Annotated in this window: 16 protein-coding genes; 15 read left to right on the plus strand and 1 reads right to left on the minus strand. The window is 69.0% G+C overall.

All coding sequences use genetic code 11. From position 1 onward, the window contains the following. Positions 1-6 precede the first annotated feature (6 nt). Positions 7-960 carry an AAA family ATPase gene (locus IM660_RS07880; protein WP_193498784.1) on the minus strand — a complete coding sequence of 318 codons (954 nt, stop codon included), beginning with the start codon at positions 958-960 and terminating at the stop codon, positions 7-9. Positions 961-1,201: 241 nt separating this feature from the next. Between IM660_RS07880 and mraZ the strand changes: the two genes are divergently transcribed. The 15 genes from mraZ (at position 1,202) to IM660_RS07955 (ending at position 18,463) form a co-directional block, all read left to right on the plus strand. Beyond that, positions 1,202-1,630: a division/cell wall cluster transcriptional repressor MraZ gene (mraZ, locus tag IM660_RS07885; RefSeq protein WP_159621862.1), complete on the plus strand. Its 429-nt coding sequence runs from the start codon at positions 1,202-1,204 to the stop codon at positions 1,628-1,630. 241 nt (positions 1,631-1,871) lie between these two features. Beyond that, positions 1,872-2,840 carry a 16S rRNA (cytosine(1402)-N(4))-methyltransferase RsmH gene (gene rsmH / locus IM660_RS07890; protein ID WP_246465209.1) on the plus strand — a complete coding sequence of 323 codons (969 nt, stop codon included), beginning with the start codon at positions 1,872-1,874 and terminating at the stop codon, positions 2,838-2,840. Then, complete coding sequence (ftsL, locus tag IM660_RS07895) at positions 2,837-3,244, plus strand: cell division protein FtsL (RefSeq protein WP_193498785.1); 408 nt, start codon at positions 2,837-2,839, stop codon at positions 3,242-3,244. Before rsmH ends, ftsL begins: the two co-directional genes overlap by 4 nt. A 33-nt stretch (positions 3,245-3,277) precedes the next feature. Beyond that, positions 3,278-5,062: a peptidoglycan D,D-transpeptidase FtsI family protein gene (locus tag IM660_RS07900; RefSeq protein ID WP_193498786.1), complete on the plus strand. Its 1,785-nt coding sequence runs from the start codon at positions 3,278-3,280 to the stop codon at positions 5,060-5,062. A gap of 35 nt (positions 5,063-5,097) precedes the next feature. Then, a complete protein-coding gene (locus tag IM660_RS07905; protein ID WP_193498787.1) occupies positions 5,098-6,693 on the plus strand; it encodes a UDP-N-acetylmuramoyl-L-alanyl-D-glutamate--2,6-diaminopimelate ligase in 1,596 nt (531 codons plus the stop codon). Beyond that, positions 6,690-8,138, plus strand: coding sequence for a UDP-N-acetylmuramoyl-tripeptide--D-alanyl-D-alanine ligase (locus IM660_RS07910; RefSeq protein WP_193498788.1), 1,449 nt, complete (start codon positions 6,690-6,692; stop codon positions 8,136-8,138). Before IM660_RS07905 ends, IM660_RS07910 begins: the two co-directional genes overlap by 4 nt. Beyond that, positions 8,135-9,217 carry a phospho-N-acetylmuramoyl-pentapeptide-transferase gene (gene mraY / locus IM660_RS07915; RefSeq protein ID WP_193498789.1) on the plus strand — a complete coding sequence of 361 codons (1,083 nt, stop codon included), beginning with the start codon at positions 8,135-8,137 and terminating at the stop codon, positions 9,215-9,217. Before IM660_RS07910 ends, mraY begins: the two co-directional genes overlap by 4 nt. A gap of 170 nt (positions 9,218-9,387) precedes the next feature. Then, positions 9,388-10,887 carry a Mur ligase family protein gene (locus IM660_RS07920; RefSeq protein ID WP_193498790.1) on the plus strand — a complete coding sequence of 500 codons (1,500 nt, stop codon included), beginning with the start codon at positions 9,388-9,390 and terminating at the stop codon, positions 10,885-10,887. A 215-nt stretch (positions 10,888-11,102) separates the two neighbouring features. Next, the gene (locus tag IM660_RS07925) at positions 11,103-12,275 is read left to right on the plus strand and encodes an FtsW/RodA/SpoVE family cell cycle protein (protein ID WP_246465210.1); all 1,173 of its coding nucleotides are present in this window, start codon (positions 11,103-11,105) and stop codon (positions 12,273-12,275) included. After that, entirely contained in the window at positions 12,268-13,395 is a 1,128-nt protein-coding gene (gene murG / locus IM660_RS07930; RefSeq protein WP_246465211.1) for an undecaprenyldiphospho-muramoylpentapeptide beta-N-acetylglucosaminyltransferase, read from the plus strand. The genes IM660_RS07925 and murG overlap by 8 nt, the downstream gene beginning before the upstream one ends. Continuing rightward, the gene (gene murC, locus IM660_RS07935; RefSeq protein ID WP_193498792.1) at positions 13,392-14,747 is read left to right on the plus strand and encodes a UDP-N-acetylmuramate--L-alanine ligase; all 1,356 of its coding nucleotides are present in this window, start codon (positions 13,392-13,394) and stop codon (positions 14,745-14,747) included. The genes murG and murC overlap by 4 nt, the downstream gene beginning before the upstream one ends. Before the next feature lie 284 nt (positions 14,748-15,031). Next, positions 15,032-15,760, plus strand: coding sequence for a cell division protein FtsQ/DivIB (locus IM660_RS07940; protein ID WP_193498793.1), 729 nt, complete (start codon positions 15,032-15,034; stop codon positions 15,758-15,760). A gap of 182 nt (positions 15,761-15,942) precedes the next feature. Further along, entirely contained in the window at positions 15,943-17,160 is a 1,218-nt protein-coding gene (gene ftsZ / locus IM660_RS07945; RefSeq protein ID WP_193498794.1) for a cell division protein FtsZ, read from the plus strand. After that, on the plus strand, positions 17,126-17,920 hold the full coding sequence (locus tag IM660_RS07950) for a purine nucleoside phosphorylase YfiH/LACC1 family protein (RefSeq protein ID WP_193498795.1): 795 nt from the start codon (positions 17,126-17,128) through the stop codon (positions 17,918-17,920). The genes ftsZ and IM660_RS07950 overlap by 35 nt, the downstream gene beginning before the upstream one ends. 63 nt (positions 17,921-17,983) lie before the next feature. Next, on the plus strand, positions 17,984-18,463 hold the full coding sequence (locus tag IM660_RS07955; RefSeq protein ID WP_193498796.1) for a cell division protein SepF: 480 nt from the start codon (positions 17,984-17,986) through the stop codon (positions 18,461-18,463). Position 18,464: the final 1 nt, after the last annotated feature.

An 18,464-nucleotide genomic window follows, 5' to 3' on the forward strand; every position in this document is an offset into this window, starting at 1 on the left:
GGAGCCTTACCGGTGGACCGGGACGGATGCGGTGATCTCAGCCAGGACTGCGTCGACTCCCGTGTGCGCAAGCCGTGCCGACCGGGTGAGCATCACCCGGTGTCCCAGGACGGGGTGGATGAGCGCCTGGACATCGTCGGGGATCACATAGTCGCGCCCGGCCATGAGGGCCACCGCGCGAGCAAGCGCAACCAGGTGGAGTCCGGCCCGCGGAGATGCCCCCAGTGACAGGTCGGCGTGCTCGCGGGTGGCGTGGACGAGGTCCAGGACGTAGCGCAGCACGTTCTCCGACGCATGCACCTGCCGGACGGCGAGCGCCATGTCCCGGACGTCGTCGAGAGAGATCACGGGCCGGAGCGTTGCCAGCGGATCGTGCTCCCCACCGGCACTGAGCAGTCCGAGCTCATCGGCGGCAGGCGGGTAGCCGATCGAGATCTGGGCCATGAACCGGTCTCGCTGTGCCTCCGGCAACGCGTACGTGCCCTCCATTTCCACCGGGTTCTGGGTGGCGATCACCATGAAGGGGCGGGGCAGATCGTGCGTGGCACCGTCGATGGTGACCTGTCGCTCGGCCATGCACTCCAGCAGGGCCGATTGCGTCTTCGGGGAGGCCCGGTTGATCTCGTCACCGATTACCACGGTGGCGAAGACAGGCCCGGGATGGAAGTCGAAGGAGGCCGTCTCCTGGCGGTACACCGTCACGCCCGTCAGGTCGCCAGGGAGCAGGTCGGGAGTGAACTGGATCCGGCCCACGGTCCCGGCCACCGATGCGGCCAGTGCCTTGGCGAGTGTCGTCTTGCCGACCCCGGGCACGTCCTCGAGCAGCAGGTGCCCTTCGGCCAGGAAGGTCGCGATCGCTGTGCGGACAGCCTCTGGTCGCCCCCGCACCACGGTCTCCAGATTGTCCTGGAGGCGGGCGATCGAGAGGGCAGTTGGCGTCATCGTTCCCTGCTCGGTCATGTCCCGAGCCTACGTCGATGGTGGCGGATGCGATGCACAACCTCTCTCGCGTCAAGACCGTCGACGCGGGATCACCCACCGGGTCGACTATCGCAGCGGGATATACCTCCACTTTCCTCCACCTGCGCTGGCCTGCGGTTTCACGCTGTCGACACGCTAATTGGGTGGCAAAGATCCTTGCTTGTGGAGGGAAGTGGAGTAATGTGGGGGTCACCGGAGAGGAGTGGGAAGGAGGTGGACCTTGTTCCTGGGGACGTACGAACCGCGACTGGACGACAAGGGCCGCCTGATCCTGCCCTCGAAGTTCCGGGAGCCGATGTCGGCGGGGATCGTGATCACCCGCGGGCAGGACCGGTGTCTGTACGCCTATCCGCGTGTGGAGTTCGAGCGGATCCTGGCCCGGATGCAGGACGCGTCCACCACGTCCAAGCGCAATCGCGACTACATGCGGGTCTTCCTCTCCGGGGCGTCGGACGAGATCCCCGACAAGCAGGGCCGCGTGACGATCACGTCGAATCTGCGCAACTACGCCGGACTGGGCCGCGACCTGGCCGTGATCGGCGCCGGCACCAAGGTCGAGATCTGGGACCTGCAGGCCTGGACCACCTATCTCGAAGAGAACGAACAGGCATTCGCCGACATCAGTGAGGAGGTGCTCCCGGGACTGTGACGTGCTGCACGCAACGGCCCCGGCGTTCATCCCGCTTGGTCTCTCACCGCGACTCTGACGCACTTCCCCGGCGCCAGAGCAGGCGGGGGGAGTCCTGGCCGGGTGAGCGGAGGGCCACCCGGCCACCTCTGTCAGATCCCCGCACCACACGTCCCTCCATTTCCCTCCACCCCAGACGGCGGAGCGCAACCCACTCCGTGTATCCATCCGCTCCTATCCACCACCAACGAGAGGTCAGATCGTGACGACATCGCCCGACCGGCACATCCCCGTGCTGGCGCAGCGGTGCCTCGACCTGCTTGAGCCCGCGGTGGGCGACCCTGGTGCGGTACTCATCGATGCGACCCTCGGCCTCGGCGGACACGCCGAGGCCGCGTTGCGTCGCTTCCCGCACCTGCGGGTGGTCGGGATCGATCGGGACCCGGAGGCGATCACCTCGGCGAGCGAACGGCTCGCAGACTTCGCCGACCGGTTCATCGCGGTGCATGCGGTCTACGACGAGATCGGTGCGATCGCCGCTGAGCATGGACCGGGCGGCCGGGTGCGGGGCATCCTGTTCGACCTCGGTGTCTCCTCGATGCAGCTGGACGAGGCCGAGCGCGGCTTCTCCTATGCCAAGGACGCGCCGCTGGACATGCGGATGGATCAGAGCACCGGACGGACAGCCGCAGATCTCCTGGCTGAGGCGCCCGAGGCGGAGCTGCGACGGATCCTCTTCACCTACGGAGAAGAGAAATTCGCCCCGAGGATCGCCCGTGCGCTGGTGCGGGCGCGCGCTGAGCAGCCGCTGTCCCGGTCCGGTGAACTGGTGGAGCTGGTGCGGGCCAACATCCCGCATGCGGCGCGCCGCACCGGCGGCAATCCGGCCAAGCGCACGTTCCAGGCGCTGCGGATCGCTGTCAATGCGGAGCTCGAGGTATTGGAACGAGCGCTACCGGCGGCGATCGATGCGCTCGCCGTCCGCGGGCGGATCGTCGTCGAGTCGTATCAGTCGCTCGAGGACCGGATCGTCAAGCGTGCACTTGCCGCTGGCGCCCGATCGAGTGCCCCCGACGATCTTCCGGTACCGCTGCCCGAGCACGCACCGTCTCTGCGGTTGCTCACGCGCGGTGCGGAGCAGGCCGATGAGGACGAGCGAGAGCGCAACCCGCGCTCGGCGTCGGTGCGGGTCCGGGCCGCTGAACGGATCCGGGAAGGGAGTCCACGATGAGTGCAGTGCCCATCCGGCCGCTTCGCGGGCGCCCGGCACCGGCCACAGGCGCCGGCTGGCGGCCACGGCTGCGCATCGTGCGGGCTCCCCAGCCCGGCCGCAGCCGTGTGCCGTTCATCCTGCTCTGCCTGAGCATCCTCGGAACTGCGCTGCTGAGCGTGCTGCTCCTCAACACCTCCATGGCGGCCACGTCGTATGAAATCCACGAGCAGCGGATCGCGCTGGCCCGATTGTCGGAGCAGCAGCAGGCGTTGTCACAGGAGGCGGACCGCCTCGCCTCTCCGGCCGAGCTGGAGCGGGCGGCACTGGCGATCGGAATGGAGCCGGCGGGCCAGATCCGGTACCTGGTGCTCTCCGAGGGGACGATCCTCGGTGAGGACGAGGCTCTGGTCGGCGAGGGCTGACGGAAAGATCGCAGGAGAACGAAAGGACGCGCGATGGCACAGTCAAGACGGGTGAACCCGGTCACGGCCGTCGGTACGCCGGAACGCCGCCAGGCGGTGCTGCTGGCGATGCTGCTGGTCGTTCTGCTCGCGTTCGCTGCCCGCTTGGTGTGGGTGCAGATCATCGCGGGTCCTGCGTTGGCGGACGACGCCCTCGACGCGCGCAGCTACACCTACACCGATCACGCGGCTCGCGGTTCGATCGTGGACAGCAACGGCACGGTGCTCGCCACCTCGGTACAGACCTACCGGGTGGTCGCCGACCTGATGTCGATCCCCGCCTATGCGCCCCAGGACTCCGAGGGTGAGGTCACGGGCTACGGTGCGGCAGCCGCGGCTCGTGACCTGGCCCCGATCCTTGGCCTCGACCGCAACCGCTTGGGTGCCGAACTCGTGGGGGAAGATCGCTACCACATCCTCGCGCGCGAGGTAACTCCGGAGGTCTGGCAGGAGGTTGCCGCGCTCAACGTCCCGGGAATCTCCGCCGAGGAGACCGCCGAACGGGCCTATCCGAACGGCAGCACGGCGGGGCAGATCGTCGGCTGGGTCAACGATGAGGGTGACGGTGCGGCGGGTCTGGAGTCCAGCCTGAACTCGCGGCTGCTCGGCACGGACGGCGAGTTCACCGTCGAGATCGGCGCCACGGGTCAGGTCATCCCCACCGGACAGAACGTCTCCACGCCCGCCGTGCCTGGCTGTGATGTGCACCTGACGATCGACGCCGATCTGAACTGGTACGCCCAGCGCACCATCGACGAGACCGTCGACACCTACGGAGCCGACTGGGGCGCCGTCGTGGTGATCGACACCCGGACCGGACAGATCCTCGCGTTGGCGGACTCCGACGCGGTCGACCCCAACGACCCGGGGGCCTCGCGCTACGCCGGCTCCCACGCCGTGCAGGATGTGTATGACCCCGGGTCGACCGGCAAGGTGCTCACTGTTCTCTCCGCCTTGGAGGAGGGTGTGGTCACCCCGACAACGCCGATCGAGGACCCGTACCGCCTCACCACCGCGAACGGCCAGACCTTCCACGACCACACCGAGCACCCGGACCAGATGCTCACCGTGACCGGAGTGCTGGCCGAGTCGGCGAACACGGGCACCGTCAACATCGGCTCCCGGATGAGCGATGAGACCCGGTACGAGTACATGCAGCGCCTCGGGTGGGGGACCCAGACCGGAGTCGGACTTCCTGGCGAGACCGCCGGCTTGCTGCACCACTACGAGGACTGGGACGGCGCGATGCGCTACACCACGATGTTCGGACAGGGTGTTTCGGTCAACCTGCTGCAGAACACCGGCGTCTTCTCCACCATCGCCAATGACGGGGTGCGGATGCCGCTGAGCATCGTCGACGGATACGACTGCGCCGACGGGTACGAGGAGGTCGATCCCGGCGAGCCGGTCCAGGTTGTCTCGGCCGAGTCGAGTGAGCAGATGATCCGGATGCTGGAGAGCGTCATCAGTGACGCCGGCACCGGTGAGCGGGCCGCGATCGATGGCTACCGCATCGCCGGCAAGACCGGGACGGCGCAGATCCCTGACGGCAACGGTGGCATCAGTGACGTCGCGGCCTCCTTCGTGGGGATCGCCCCGGCGGAGGATCCGCAGATCGCCGTCGGTGTGGTCGTCTACCGCCCGGACAGTGGCTTCTTCGGTGGCAGGATCGCGGCACCCGTCTTCCATGACGTCGCCTCCTTCGCGCTGCAGTCCCTCGGCGTCCCGCCGAGCAGCGAGCCCGCCGACCCGTATCCGCTCCGGCCCGACGGTCAGTGACCGATCAGAGACGACGGGCGGTAGATTTCTCACCCATGAACACCATTCCCGCGGCCCGGACGACGGCGGACCTCGCCGCCGCTTTTGGGCTCGATCTGCGAGCCGGTGGCGGTGCTGCCGGCGCCCCCGGTGCCGCTGCTGCCGAGAGCGTCGTCGTCACCGGTGTCAGCCTGGACAACCGCCAGACGGCACACGGCGACCTGTTCGCAGCGCTTCCCGGTGCGCACACCCACGGGGCCGAGCATGCACGCGCCGCCGTCGATGCCGGTGCGGTCGCGATCCTCACCGATCCCGACGGCGCAGCTCGCCTCGAGCGTGCCGGCGTGGCTGGCGTGCCGGTTCTGGTGGCCGGGGACGTGCGCGGGGTGCTCGGGGCCGTCAGCGCGGAGGTGTACCACCGCCCGGCCGAGCAGATGCGAACCTTCGGGGTCACCGGGACGAACGGTAAGACCACGACGACCTATCTGCTCGAGGAGATCCTCCATGGTCTGGGGCGCAGCACCGGACTGATCGGGACCGTGGAGATCAAGGTCGGCGAGGAACGTACACCTGCCAGGCTGACCACGCCGGAGTCGCCGCAGGTCCAGGCTCTGCTCGCCCGGATGGTCGACGCCGGGGTGGAGGATCTGGTGATGGAGGTCTCCTCCCACGCCCTCGCGCTGCACCGCGTCGACGCCGTCGTCTACGACATGGTCTCGTTCACGAACCTGACTGCCGACCACCTCGACTTCCACGGCGATATGGAGTCCTACTTCCGCACCAAGGCCGAGTTGTTCACACCCGCGCGGGCGCGTCGCGGTGTGGTGCTCGCCGACGATGAGTGGGGCGCCCGGCTGGCAGCTGAGGCGACGATCCCGGTAGTGACGGTGGGATCGCAGACCCCGCCCACGCAACCGGATCCGGACACCGACTGGCTGATCACGCTCACGCACGGCCGGCCTGACCACACCGAGTTCACCCTCACCCACCGGGACGGGCGCAGCCTGTCCACCGCCGTCTGGATGCCCGGTCGGTTCAACGTGCTCAACGCTGCCGTGGCCCTGGTGATGGTGATCGAGGCCGGCGTATCCATCTCGGAGTTGCACGACCACCTGCGTACTGGGCTGCGACCGGCCGTGCCGGGCCGAATGGAGCGTGTGGCGGACCACCCGCGCTGCATCGTTGACTTCGCACACAACGCCGATGCGCTCGAACTGGTCCTGCGCGCCTTGCGTCCGACGACGAAGGGTCGTCTGTTCGTGGTGTTCGGCGCCACCGGTGAGCGGGACACTGCCAAACGTCCCCGGATGGGTGAGGTGGCAGTGCGCGGGGCCGATGTGGTGGTCGTCACCGACGACGACCCGCACGACGAGGACCCGGCGACGATCCGCTCGGACGTCATGGCCGGGGCACTGCGCGCGGTTGCGGCGCACCAGCGTGGCGGCCGCACGGTCGATCTGTTCGAGGTCGCGCCCCGTGCCACGGCGATCCGCCGCGCCGTAAACTTCGCCGGCCCTGCGGACACGGTGCTGATTGCGGGCAGGGGCCACGAGACGATCCAGGAGATCGCCGGGGTCGAGCACCAGCTGGATGATCGCGACGAAGTGCGTGCCGCACTCGCCGATCGTCCGCTTCATCCCGGAGCCTCATGATCACCCTCACCCTGGCCGAGATCGCGGCCGCCACCTCTGGCCGTGTCCATGACCCGGGGCCGTCCACTGGCCGGCCTGCTGAACCGTCGGAGCTCGTGCAGGTCACCGCCGAGGTGGTGATCGACTCCCGGCTCGCGGCCCCCGGTGGTCTGTTCGTGGCCGTCGCGGGTGAGCGGGTGGATGGTCATGACTACCTGACTACGGCGGCCGAGCGAGGAGCCGTTGCAGCCCTGGTCTCTCGACCGGTGCCGGACAGTCCCATCCCGTACGTCCTCGTGCCCGACGTCCCGCTCGCACTCGGCGCCCTGGCCCGGGAAGCGCTGGTACGCCTCCGCGCCGCCGGCCAGATCACGGTCGTGGCGATCACCGGATCGGTGGGCAAGACCAGCACCAAGGACCTCCTCGCACAGGTGCTGGCGCCGGTGGGTGACCTGATCGCCCCGGCGGGATCGTTCAACAATGAGTTCGGCCTGCCGTTGACCGTGCTGCGGGCCAACGAGAGAACCCGGGTGCTGGTGCTCGAGATGGGAGCGGACCGGGTCGGCAACCTCACCTACCTGACAGCGATCGCCCCGCCGGACATCGCCGTGGTGCTCGCGGTCGGAACGGCCCACCTCGGCGGCTTCGGCAGCGTCGAGGCCATCGCGCTGGCAAAGTCGGAGCTGGTGCAGGGCCTGCGCCCGGACGGGATCGCGGTGCTGAACGCCGATGACCCGCGGGTGGTCACGATGGCCGAGGTATCGGCCGGCTCTGAGGTGCGCAGTTTCGCCCAGATCGCCGATGCGCACGTGCGCGCCACTGACGTCTCGGTGGACGCTGACGGGCACGCCACATTCACGTTGAGTGCCGGGCCGGTTCACGTCCCCGCCCGGCTCGCTCTGGTGGGCCGCCACCACGTCACAAACGCATTGGCCGCCGCCACCGTTGCCCTCGCGCTCGGGCTGACCCTTGAGCAGGTGGCGGACGGGCTCGGAACGGCCACAGCGCTGAGCCCGCACCGGATGCATGTCCGGTCCTGGGGTCGGCGTACGCTCATCGACGATGCCTACAACGCGAACCCGGACTCGATGAGGGCGGCGCTGGATGCTCTCGGGTCCATCGCCGGCACCCGGCGCCGGGTCGCGGTGCTGGGCGAGATGCGTGAGCTCGGTGAGATCGCTGTTCAGGCGCACGAGGAGATCGGCCGGTATGCCGCTGACCGGGGCGCCGACCTGGTCGTGACCGTGGGCGATGGCGCCGAGCCGATCGCTGGCGGTGCGAGAGTCGCCGGGGTGCCGGTGGTGAGGTCGGTGGCCGACGTGGACGAGGCGGAGGAACTGCTGGTGAGTGAGCTCGGCGACGACGACGTGGTGCTGGTCAAGTCCTCGAACTCGGCCGGTCTGGCAGTGCTCGCCGACCGGCTGGCGGCCGCGGCAGGACCGACCGGGGCGGGGGAGTCCGCATGATCGCCATTCTCGTCGCCGGAGCGGTGGCGCTCGTCGTCTCCTTGCTCGGCACCCCCCTCTTCATCCGGTTCCTGGTGCACCGCAACTATGGGCAGTTCATCCGCCAGGACGGCCCGACCGCTCACTTCACCAAGCGTGGGACCCCCACCATGGGCGGCGTGGTCATCATCGTGGCCACGCTGGTGGCCTACGCCTTCTCGAATGTGGTGACCGGCAACCTGCCCAGCGCTTCCGGTCTGCTGCTGCTGTTCCTCATGGTCGGGCTCGGCATCGTCGGTTTCCTGGACGATTTCATCAAGATCAGCCGACAGCGCTCCCTGGGGCTGAGCCCCGCCTGGAAGATCGTCGGCCAGGGTGTGATCGGCGTGGTCTTCTCTGTCTTGGTGCTGCAGTTCCCGAATGAACGGTTCCGCACACCGGCGAGCACGGAGATCTCCTTCTCCCGAGATCTCGGGATCGATCTGGCGTTCGCCGGCGCGACTGTGGGGCTGCTGCTGTTCGTCATCTGGGCGAACTTCCTGATCACCGCCTGGTCGAATGCGGTCAACCTGACCGACGGGCTCGACGGCCTCGCGACCGGGGCGTCGATGTTCGTCTTCGGTGCCTACACCTTGGTGACGATCTGGCAGATGAACCAGAACTGTCAGTTGCTCTCCAGCGTGGGCCCGAGCTGCTATGAGGTCCGGGACCCACGCGACCTGTCGATCGTGGCCGCCGCGATCGTCGGAGCCTGCTTCGGGTTCCTGTGGTGGAATGCCTCCCCAGCGAAGATCTTCATGGGTGACACGGGGGCGCTCGCGCTTGGCGGTGCGCTCGCCGGGATGACGATCCTGACCCGCACCGAGATCCTGGGGGCGATCATCGGGGGTCTGTTCGTGCTGATCATCCTCTCGGACGTCATCCAGATCGGCTTCTTCAAGGCGACCGGCCGTCGGGTGTTCAAGATGGCCCCGTTGCATCATCATTTCGAGCTGATGGGCTGGGGCGAGGTGACGATCGTCATCCGGTTCTGGATCATCGCGGCACTGTGCGCGAGCCTCGGGTTGGGCATCTTCTACGCCGAGTGGATCGCTGGATGATCCCGAGGAGCCCCGGCGGAGGTGGCCCGACGGAGGAGGGGCGGTGGAGCCAGGCACCGCAGGGATCAGACCAACAGAACTGGATGATCCCGAGGAGCCCCGGCGGAGGTGGCCCGACGGAGGAGGGGCGGTGGAGCCAGGCACCGCAGGGATCAAACCAAGGGCACAGGATGATCGACGCCCTCCGCGGCCGCGAGGTGCTCGTCGCCGGACTTGGGATCTCGGGACGCGCGTGCGTAGAGGCACTTGTCGAGGTGGGTGCGCGGGTCTGCGCTGTGGATTCGCGGCCGGAACAAGCCGAGGGGCTGCCTTCCAGTGTGCGTGTGTTCACGGGGGAGGAGCCGACGGCGCTGGCTCGGCATGCGTGGGAGCGTCCGCCGAGCCTGGTGGTCGCCTCGCCGGGGTGGCGACCAGCGTCTCCGGTGCTGCAGCGTGCGGCAGAACGTGGCGTACCGGTCTGGAGCGAGGTCGAGCTGGCCTGGCAGGTCTGCTCACCGCAGGTGCGTTGGCTGACCCTCACCGGCACGAACGGGAAGACGACCACCGTCGGCATGCTCGAGAAGATGCTCACCGCGCACGGGTGGCGGGCACCGGCCGTGGGCAACGTCGGCACCCCGATCGTGACCACGGTGCTGCAGGCTCGGGCCGGCGGGGAGAGACTCGACGCTCTCGCGGTGGAGCTGTCCTCATTCCAGCTGCACTACACCCATTCGGTCTCCCCGGTGGCCTCCGCCTGCCTGAACGTCGATGCCGACCACCTCGACTGGCATGGGTCCATGGACGCCTACGCGGCTGCGAAGGCCCGGGTCTATGAACGCACGCAGGCGGCTTGCGTCTACAACGTGGCCGATCCGCGAACGCGGCGCATGGTGGAGGAGGCCGACGTGATCGATGGTGCTCGCGCCGTCGGTTTCACTCTGGGAATGCCAGGACTGGGCCAGGTCGGTGTGGTCGAAGACGTCCTCGCAGACCGGGCGTTCATACCCAACCGGCACACGCACGCGGCCGAGCTGGGAACCCTCGCTGACTTGCGCCATCTCGGCGGTAGCGCAGCTTCCGCGACGTCGTCCTCCGATGATGCGTCGCCCGATGATGCGGACGGGCTGTCCATTGCGCCGCATGTGGTGGCGAACGCCCTCGCGGCTGCGGCGCTCGCACGCGCCGCTGGGGTGGAACCCGGCGACATCGCGTCGGGCCTGCGTTCCTATCGCCCGGGGGCGCACCGCATGCAGGTCGTCGCCGACGTGGACGGTGTGCGCTTCATCGACGATTCGAAAGCCACGAACGCCCATGCAGCATCGGCTGCATTGGCGGCGATGGAGCCTGGGGCGACGGTGTGGATCGCCGGCGGATTGGCCAAGGGCGCCCGGTTTGACGATCTGGTGGAGCGGCATGCGGGGAAGCTGCGCGCCGTGGTGGTGATCGGCGTCGATCCGGAGCCGATCGTCAGCGCGCTACAGCGACACGCGCCCGACATCCCACGCCTGGTGGTACCCGCTGGCGACACTGAGGTCATGAGACAGGCCGTGGCTGCAGCCCGCGCGCAGGCGCGCCCGGGTGATGCGGTGCTGCTCGCTCCGGCGTGCGCCTCGATGGATCAGTTCGAATCCTACGCAGCCCGCGGTGAGGCGTTCACGGCATCGGTCCGTTCGCTCATGGAGCGCTCATGACGACCACCACGCCGGCCCGCCGGCGATCCGCCACGCGGACCGCATCGGCGAAGAAGTCGCCTTCGACGCGCACGACAGCGAAGAAGACAGCCAAGACGACACAGCCTCAGCGTTCGCCTGCTCGGAAACCTCCACAGGCGCGTCAGCCGCGGTCCGCACAGCCCTCACGCACACGCCGGGCGCCATGGGCTCAGAGCGCGGCCTGGCAGTCCCCGGTGACCAGCTACTACCTGATCGGTGGCGCGACGCTCCTGCTGCTGGCTCTCGGCCTCATCATGGTGCTCTCGGCGTCCTCGATCCCCTCCCTGCACGATGGTGACTCCATCACCGGTGGCTTCCGTAATCAGGCGATCTACGCCGCAGTCGCGGTGGTCGGTGCCGTGATCATCACCCGGCTCCCAGTGCGGTGGATCCGCCTGCTCGCGTGGCCGGCGATGCTCGGCACCCTGGCGCTGCAGGCCCTACTCTTCACACCGTTCGCTGTGGCCGCCGGAGGCAACGCTGCGTGGGTGTACTTCGCTCCTGGCGTGGGGCTCCAACCCTCGGAGTTCGGCAAGTTCGGCCTCGCGATCTGGTTGGGTGCGGTCCTGGCGACCAAAGGGCGGCTCTTGCAGCACTGGGGGCACGTGCTCTTCCCAGCGGTGCTGGTCGCCGGCATGTTCCTCGGTACCGTGATCTACAGCCATGATGTGGGTACGGGCCTGATCCTGATCATGCTCGTCGCCGGCGCCCTCTGGGTCGCAGGTGTACCCATCTCGAAGTTCGTGGTAGCGGGATCGGCCGTGGTGGCGGGCTTGGCGTTCCTCGTCATCTCCTCCGGCAACCGCACGAGGCGTGTGATGCAGTTCCTCGGCATGGGCGGTGACGACGACCCGCTGGGCGCGAGCATGCAGCCCCTACGCGCCCTCGAGGGCCTGGGCACCGGTGGAATCTCCGGCGTGGGCCTGGGGGCATCACGCGAGAAGTGGCTCTGGCTGCCGGCAGCCGAGGACGATTACATCTTCGCCATCATCGGTGAGGAGCTCGGCCTGCTGGGGTGCCTGCTGGTGCTCGCGCTCTTCGCGGCCCTCGCCGTGGGTTTCTCTCGCGTGATCCGGCGCCATCGGGACCCGTTCGTGAAGATCACCACGGCCGCTATCGGGTGCTGGATCCTCGGGCAGGCGATGGTGAACATCGCTGTGGTCATTGGTCTGCTCCCGGTGATCGGTGTACCGCTGCCGCTGCTGTCCAAGGGAGGGTCGGCGCTGGTGACGACGATCGCGGCGCTGGCCGTGGTGCTGGCCTTCGCGCGCGACGAGCCCGGCGCGAAGGAGGCGATGGCCGCCCGCCGCGGCTCGATGCGACGTTCCCTGGCCGTGATCGCAGCCGGGGGCAGCGGGCGTGGCTGATCACATCGTGCTGGCCGGCGGCGGATCGGCCGGCCATGTCAACCCGCTGCTGGCTACCGCCGCCGAACTGCAGGCTCGTGAACCCGGCGTGGCTCTGACTGTGCTCGGTACGGCCGAAGGGCTGGAGGCGGACCTGGTTCCGGCCGCCGGTCTCGAGCTGACAGTGATCGAGAAAGTGCCGATGCCCCGGCGGCCCAACCTCGACGCGCTCCGGTTCCCCAGACGATGGCGACGGGCGATACGGACGGCGAGGGACGCCGTCGGCGGGGCCCGTGCGGTGGTGGGCTTCGGCGGCTACGTGGCCACCCCGGCCTACCTGGCGGCTCGTCGGCTGGGCGTACCGATCGTGATCCATGAGCAGAATGCGCTCCCAGGCCTCGCGAACCGTCTCGGAGCGAGGTGGGCTGAGGCCGTGGGGGTGACCTTCGCCGGTACCCCACTGCCGAAGGCGCGCTGGGTGGGTCTGCCGCTGCGGCGCCCGATCGCGGATCTGGTGGCCGCGCGTGCGACCGACGCGTGGGGACGGGCCAGGGACGGTGCACGCGCATGTGGACTCGACCCTGATCGTAGGACCGTCCTAGTGACAGGCGGCTCACTCGGGGCCCTGCGGTTGAACGAGCAGATCCCGACGATCGCAGCTGAGCTCGTGGCCGCCGGTGCGCAAGTGCTGCACGCGACCGGCCGTGGCAAGCTCGAGCCGGTGCTCGCTGCACGCTCGGCGATGCCCCCGGACGTCGCAGCTCACTACCACGCCGTGGAGTACCTCACCGAGATGCACGAGGCATTGGCGTGTGCCGATCTGATGATCGGCCGTGCCGGGGCCGGGACGGTCAGTGAGCTCGCCGCGCTCGGGATCGCTGCTGTGTACGTGCCGTTGCCGGTCGGAAACGGCGAGCAACGCCGCAACGCCACCGGCGTCGTCGAGGCCGGCGGGGGACTGCTGGTCGAGGACCAGGAACTCACCACCGACTGGCTGCGGGAGCGCGTCCTGCCGTTGATCGCCGACAGTGAGCGATTGCGAGCGATGGGTCAGGCGGCCTCGTCCGCCGGTGTCCGTGACGGCGCTGCGCGCTTGGCCGACCTGGTCCGTGAGGCGGCGGAGGGAAGGAGGACGCGATGAAGGTCCATCTCATCGCGATCGGTGGTGCCGGTATGTCGGTGATCGCCGAGCTCCTGCTCGCAGGCGGGGCCCAGGTCTCGGGATCGGACCGGCAGGACTCGGCCGTGCTGCGACGCCTGGCGGAACTCGGTGCGACGGTCCATGTGGGCCACGCCGCCGAGCACGTGCTGGGTGCCGATCTGGTGGTCGTCTCGTCGGCGATCGGCTCCGACAACGTCGAGCTACGCGCCGCACGAGAGGCCGGGATCGAGATCGTGCACCGGTCGGTCGCCCTCGCGCAGGCCTCCGCCGGGAAGGACTTCGTGGCCGTCGCCGGGGCCCACGGCAAGACCACGACCTCGGCGATGCTGGCGGTCGCGTTGCGGGACGCGGGAGGCGATCCCTCGTTCGCGATCGGCGGAGCGGTGCTTGCGCTGGGCTCCGGAGCCCGTGCCGGGCAGGGCCAGGTCTTCGTGGCCGAGGCGGACGAGTCCGACGGGTCCTTCCTCAACTACACCCCACGGGTCGCGATCGTGACGAACATCGAACCCGACCATCTCGACCACTATGGCACTCCCGCAGCGTTCGAGGCCGCTTTCGACGACTTCGCCCGGCGCGTGGTGCCCGGCGGACTGGTGATCACCTGTGCCGACGACCAGGGCGCCGCACGGTTAGCCGACCGGGTGCGGGCCAGTGGAACGCGTGTGCGCACCTACGGCTCGCACCCTGCGGCCGACGTGCGGCTGGACCGCATTGCTCTCGAACCGTCGTCGGCGAGCGCGCGGCTGCTGGCGCCGGAGGGTGAGGTCGGGCTCAGACTCGCGGTCCCGGGTGAGCACAACCTGCGCAACGCCGCGGCGGCGTGGAGCGCCGGGGTCGAGTTGGGCGTGGACGCCGAGACGATGGCGGTGGGACTCGGCACGTTCACCGGCACTGCCCGGCGGTTCGAAGACCGGGGCACGGTCGCGGGTGTGCGGGTGGTCGACGACTACGCCCACAACCCGACGAAGGTGGCAGCGGCCGTTCGGACCGGACGAGGGGCGGTCGGTGCAGGTCGCCTGCTCGTCCTCTTCCAGCCCCATCTGTTCTCACGCACCCAGACCTTCGCAGCGGAGTTCGCCGATGCTCTGGCGGGCGCAGACGAGGTCATCCTCACGGCGATCTATCCCGCGCGGGAGGAACCGCGGCCCGGAGTGACCTCGGCGCTCATCACCGACCGGTTGCCTGGGGCCCGGTACGTGCCCGACCATCGCCAGGCCGCGCACACGGTCGCCGACCTCGCCCAGGAGGGTGACCTCGTGATGACCATCGGTGCCGGCGACGTGACCGTCCTCGGCGAGGTGGTCCTCGACCGGCTCCGGGAGCGCGGATGAGGGCCCCGGCACAACCGCGTCCGCGCGCGACGGGCCCGGGCGAGGACCGCGGACCGGTGTCCACGCGTGCCGAGCGCTCCCGCCCGGCCGCGCAGAGTGCGGACCGTAGAGTTGCCACGAAGTCAGACCGGAAAGCGACCGACCAGACGACAACAGACCGGAAAGCCGATCGGTCGAAACAGAGCCCCGCGCAGCGACGGTCCCGGTCCGGAGCCGACCGGCCGGCGACCACTGGTCGATCCCGGGGCGAGTTGCAGCGTGCCGCTGACCCAGGCGCTGCTGGAGTGGGCCAGCTGGCGGAGCGGCTTCGCGAGCGCCGGGCGGTGGTGCGCCGGCTGCGGTGGCGGATGGTGCTCGCGGTGGTGGGTTCGGTGCTGACTGTGGGGGTGCTCGGCTGGGTCGTGCTCGCCTCACCGGTGCTGACCGTTCACCCGGAGGACGTGCAGGTGAGCGGGACCTCGTCGTTCGTGTCGGAGGAAGAGGTACTCGAGCTGGCACAGGTCGCGCATGGTGAGCCCCTCGCCCGCGTGGATACCGGGGCGCTCGCGGAGCAGATCACCGCTCTGACTGCCGTCCGGGATGTTCAGGTGCGGCGCGCGTGGCCCAACGGCCTGACCATCGCGATCGAGCCGCGCGTACCCGTCGCCGTGGTCGCTGACGGTGACCGATACGCCGTGCTGGACGCCGACGCCGTCGTGGTGGCGCGCCGCGACGAACCGGTCGAAGGCCTCGCCGCGGTCACCGTCCCACTGGGGGAGGAGGCGGCGGCCGACTCCCTCGACGCTGTCTTGACGGTCCTGGCGGCACTTCCGGGCGAGTTGCGTACGGATGTGATCAGCGCCGGTGCCCAGACGCCGTACCAGGTGGTGCTCACGCTGGCCGGCGGTGCGGAGGTGATGTGGGGCAGTGCGGCGGAGAACGACCTCAAGGTCGAGGTGCTACGCACGTTGCTTCAGGTGGAGGCCGGCCGGTACGACGTTTCCGCGCCCCGTTCACCGATCACCTCCGGATGAGCCCTGGGCACAAGGCACATGCTTGTGCGACACACCCGCCGATGTCGTTGCCCTGCAGGGGCGGGAGACCTAGCGTCATAGGTGCCAGAGAATGACATAACTCTTACTCTCAAGTTGAGGGTTAGGGTTTGAAACGTGGGTCAGCAGAACCCGAGCACGAGCACCGGACGAGAGGGATCGACGTGGCGGCACCGCAGAACTATTTGGCGGTCATCAAGGTGGTCGGGATCGGTGGCGGCGGCGTCAACGCCGTCAACCGCATGATCGAGGTCGGGTTGAAGGGCGTGGAGTTCATCGCCGTCAACACGGACGCCCAGGCCTTGCTGATGAGCGACGCCGACGTCAAGCTCGACGTCGGACGAGAACTGACCCGCGGATTGGGCGCTGGCGCCGATCCTGAGGTCGGCAAGAAGGCGGCCGAAGACCACACCGAGGAGATCGAAGAGGTCCTGCGCGGCGCCGACATGGTGTTCGTCACCGCCGGCGAGGGGGGCGGGACCGGCACCGGTGGTGCGCCGGTCGTTGCCAAGATCGCCCGGTCGCTCGGCGCTCTGACGATCGGGGTGGTCACACGCCCGTTCACCTTCGAGGGGCGCCGTCGGGGGGTTCAGGCCGATTCCGGGATCGAATCCCTCCGCTCGGAGGTCGACACCCTCATCGTCATCCCGAACGATCGTCTGCTCTCGATCAGTGACCGGAACGTCTCCGTGCTGGATGCGTTCAAGTCGGCCGACCAGGTGCTGCTCTCCGGTGTGCAGGGCATCACCGACCTGATCACCACCCCGGGTCTGATCAACCTCGACTTCGCCGACGTCAAATCCGTGATGCAGGGTGCCGGGACCGCGTTGATGGGCATCGGCTCGGCCCGCGGTGAGGACCGTGCCGTCCAAGCTTCGGAACTGGCGATCTCGTCGCCGCTGCTGGAGGCGAGCATTGACGGCGCCCATGGGGTGCTCCTCTCGATCCAGGGTGGCAGCGACCTGGGTCTGTTCGAGATCCATGAGGCGGCCCGCCTGGTGCAGGAGGCCGCTCACCCGGAAGCCAACATCATCTTCGGGGCGGTCATCGACGACGCGCTCGGAGACGAGGTGCGGGTGACGGTGATCGCTGCCGGATTCGACAGCGGTGCTCCCGGCCGGGCCGGTGTGGCACCCGCCGCACGTGCCGCTGCCGCACCTGCGGCCGCGCCGGCCAACGAGGTGCGTGAGGCGCCGGCTGTCCCCGCCCGGGCGGAGGAGCCCGAGGACGAGGCGGAGACGACTCCTGTCGTCCCGGCCCCCGCCCCCGAGCGAGCCGCCGAACCGCAGCCTGTGGCGAACCCGCTCGAGGTGCCGCGCGTCTTCGACGAGGACTCCCGCCGACGAGATGACGACCTCGACGTGCCTGACTTCCTCAAGTGAGGTGCTGACCGCCGATCTGGGCCCCGGCGTGTGGGCTGCGTTCACCACCCGGGCCGGCGGTCGCAGCAGCGCCCCCTACGACACGTTCAACCTGGGTGCGGCGGTGGGAGACGATCCAGTAGCCGTCGAAGCGAACCGCCAGCTGCTGAGCGATCGTGCTGGGGCTCCTGTCGTCTTCCTGACCCAGGTCCACGCCTGCGACGTCGTGCTCGATCCGCGGCCCGGGCAGCCCGTGGGCGAGGAGTCTGTGGCCGACGCCGTCGTGCTGACCGATCCCTGCGCTGCGGCCGCAGTTCTCGTGGCCGACTGCCTCCCGGTGCTGCTGGCCGGTGTGAACGACCGAGGAGTGCCGGGGGCGGTGGCTGCGGTGCATGCTGGGCGCCGCGGGGTCCTTGCCGGGATCGTTGGGCAGGCAGTCGCGCGGATGCGCGGCGCCGGGTTCGAGGTGCGGCGTGCGGCAGTCGGGCCGGCCATCTGCGGGCGCTGCTACGAGGTTCCCGAGCAGATGCAGCGCGAGTGCCTCGATCTGCTCCCGTCACTGGCCGCGCGCACCTGGCAGGGGAGCCCGGCGCTGGACCTGCGTGCCGGAGTCCAGACTCAGTTGCGCGCGGCAGGAGTGACCGAGGTGGACGACCATGCCGTGTGCACACGCGAGGACCCGCGGTTCTACTCCTACCGGCGCGATGGCCAGACCGGGAGGTTCGCCGGCGTCGTGCGTCTCGAACGACACGCCGAGGCTCTTGGCGCTGGTGGGCCGTGACCCTGGTCTAGCGTCTAGACAGACGCCGATCGTCCGGTTGGCCCGATCAGAAGAGGAGCAGGCATGGGAGCGCTGCGCAAGACGATGCTGTACCTCGGCCTCTCCGAGGCTGAGGCCGAGCGTGAGGAACGATACGCCGAGGAGTCCTACGTCGACGGGTACGAGCAGGTCGACCACGACCACGAGGACGACGACTACGTCGGCGCGGTACAGGAGGCTCAGGTGACCCCGATCAGTCAGGCCGCCTCCCACAGCGGCCGCAACCTGCGTCGGATCACCACGGTGCATCCGCGCACCTACACGGATGCGAAGTCCATCGGTGAGGCGTTCCGCGCGGGGACTCCCGTGATCATGAACTTGACGGACATGACCGACGCCGAGGCCAAACGTCTCGTCGACTTCTCCGCCGGCCTGATCTTCGGCCTGCATGGAAGCATCGAGCGGGTCACCAACAAGGTGTTCCTGCTCTCACCGGCCACGGTCGAGGTCGCCAGCGAGCGTCACGAGCCCGAGACCACGACCCGATTCTTCAACCAGAGCTGAC

It is taken from the genome of Ruania alkalisoli, assembly GCF_014960965.1.
Classification (GTDB): domain Bacteria; phylum Actinomycetota; class Actinomycetes; order Actinomycetales; family Beutenbergiaceae; genus Ruania; species Ruania alkalisoli.

Bases quoted from the DNA above. Each gene is read 5' to 3' on its own strand.
- IM660_RS07880 (WP_193498784.1), bottom strand. From the start codon at position 960: ATGACCGAGCAGGGAACGATGACGCCAACTGCCCTCTCGATCGCCCGC.
- ftsL (WP_193498785.1), top strand. From the start codon at position 2,837: ATGAGTGCAGTGCCCATCCGGCCGCTTCGCGGGCGCCCGGCACCGGCC.
- IM660_RS07900 (WP_193498786.1), top strand. From the start codon at position 3,278: ATGGCACAGTCAAGACGGGTGAACCCGGTCACGGCCGTCGGTACGCCG.
- IM660_RS07905 (WP_193498787.1), top strand. From the start codon at position 5,098: ATGAACACCATTCCCGCGGCCCGGACGACGGCGGACCTCGCCGCCGCT.
- IM660_RS07910 (WP_193498788.1), top strand. From the start codon at position 6,690: ATGATCACCCTCACCCTGGCCGAGATCGCGGCCGCCACCTCTGGCCGT.
- mraY (WP_193498789.1), top strand. From the start codon at position 8,135: ATGATCGCCATTCTCGTCGCCGGAGCGGTGGCGCTCGTCGTCTCCTTG.
- IM660_RS07920 (WP_193498790.1), top strand. From the start codon at position 9,388: ATGATCGACGCCCTCCGCGGCCGCGAGGTGCTCGTCGCCGGACTTGGG.
- murC (WP_193498792.1), top strand. From the start codon at position 13,392: ATGAAGGTCCATCTCATCGCGATCGGTGGTGCCGGTATGTCGGTGATC.
- IM660_RS07950 (WP_193498795.1), top strand. From the start codon at position 17,126: ATGACGACCTCGACGTGCCTGACTTCCTCAAGTGAGGTGCTGACCGCC.
- IM660_RS07955 (WP_193498796.1), top strand. From the start codon at position 17,984: ATGGGAGCGCTGCGCAAGACGATGCTGTACCTCGGCCTCTCCGAGGCT.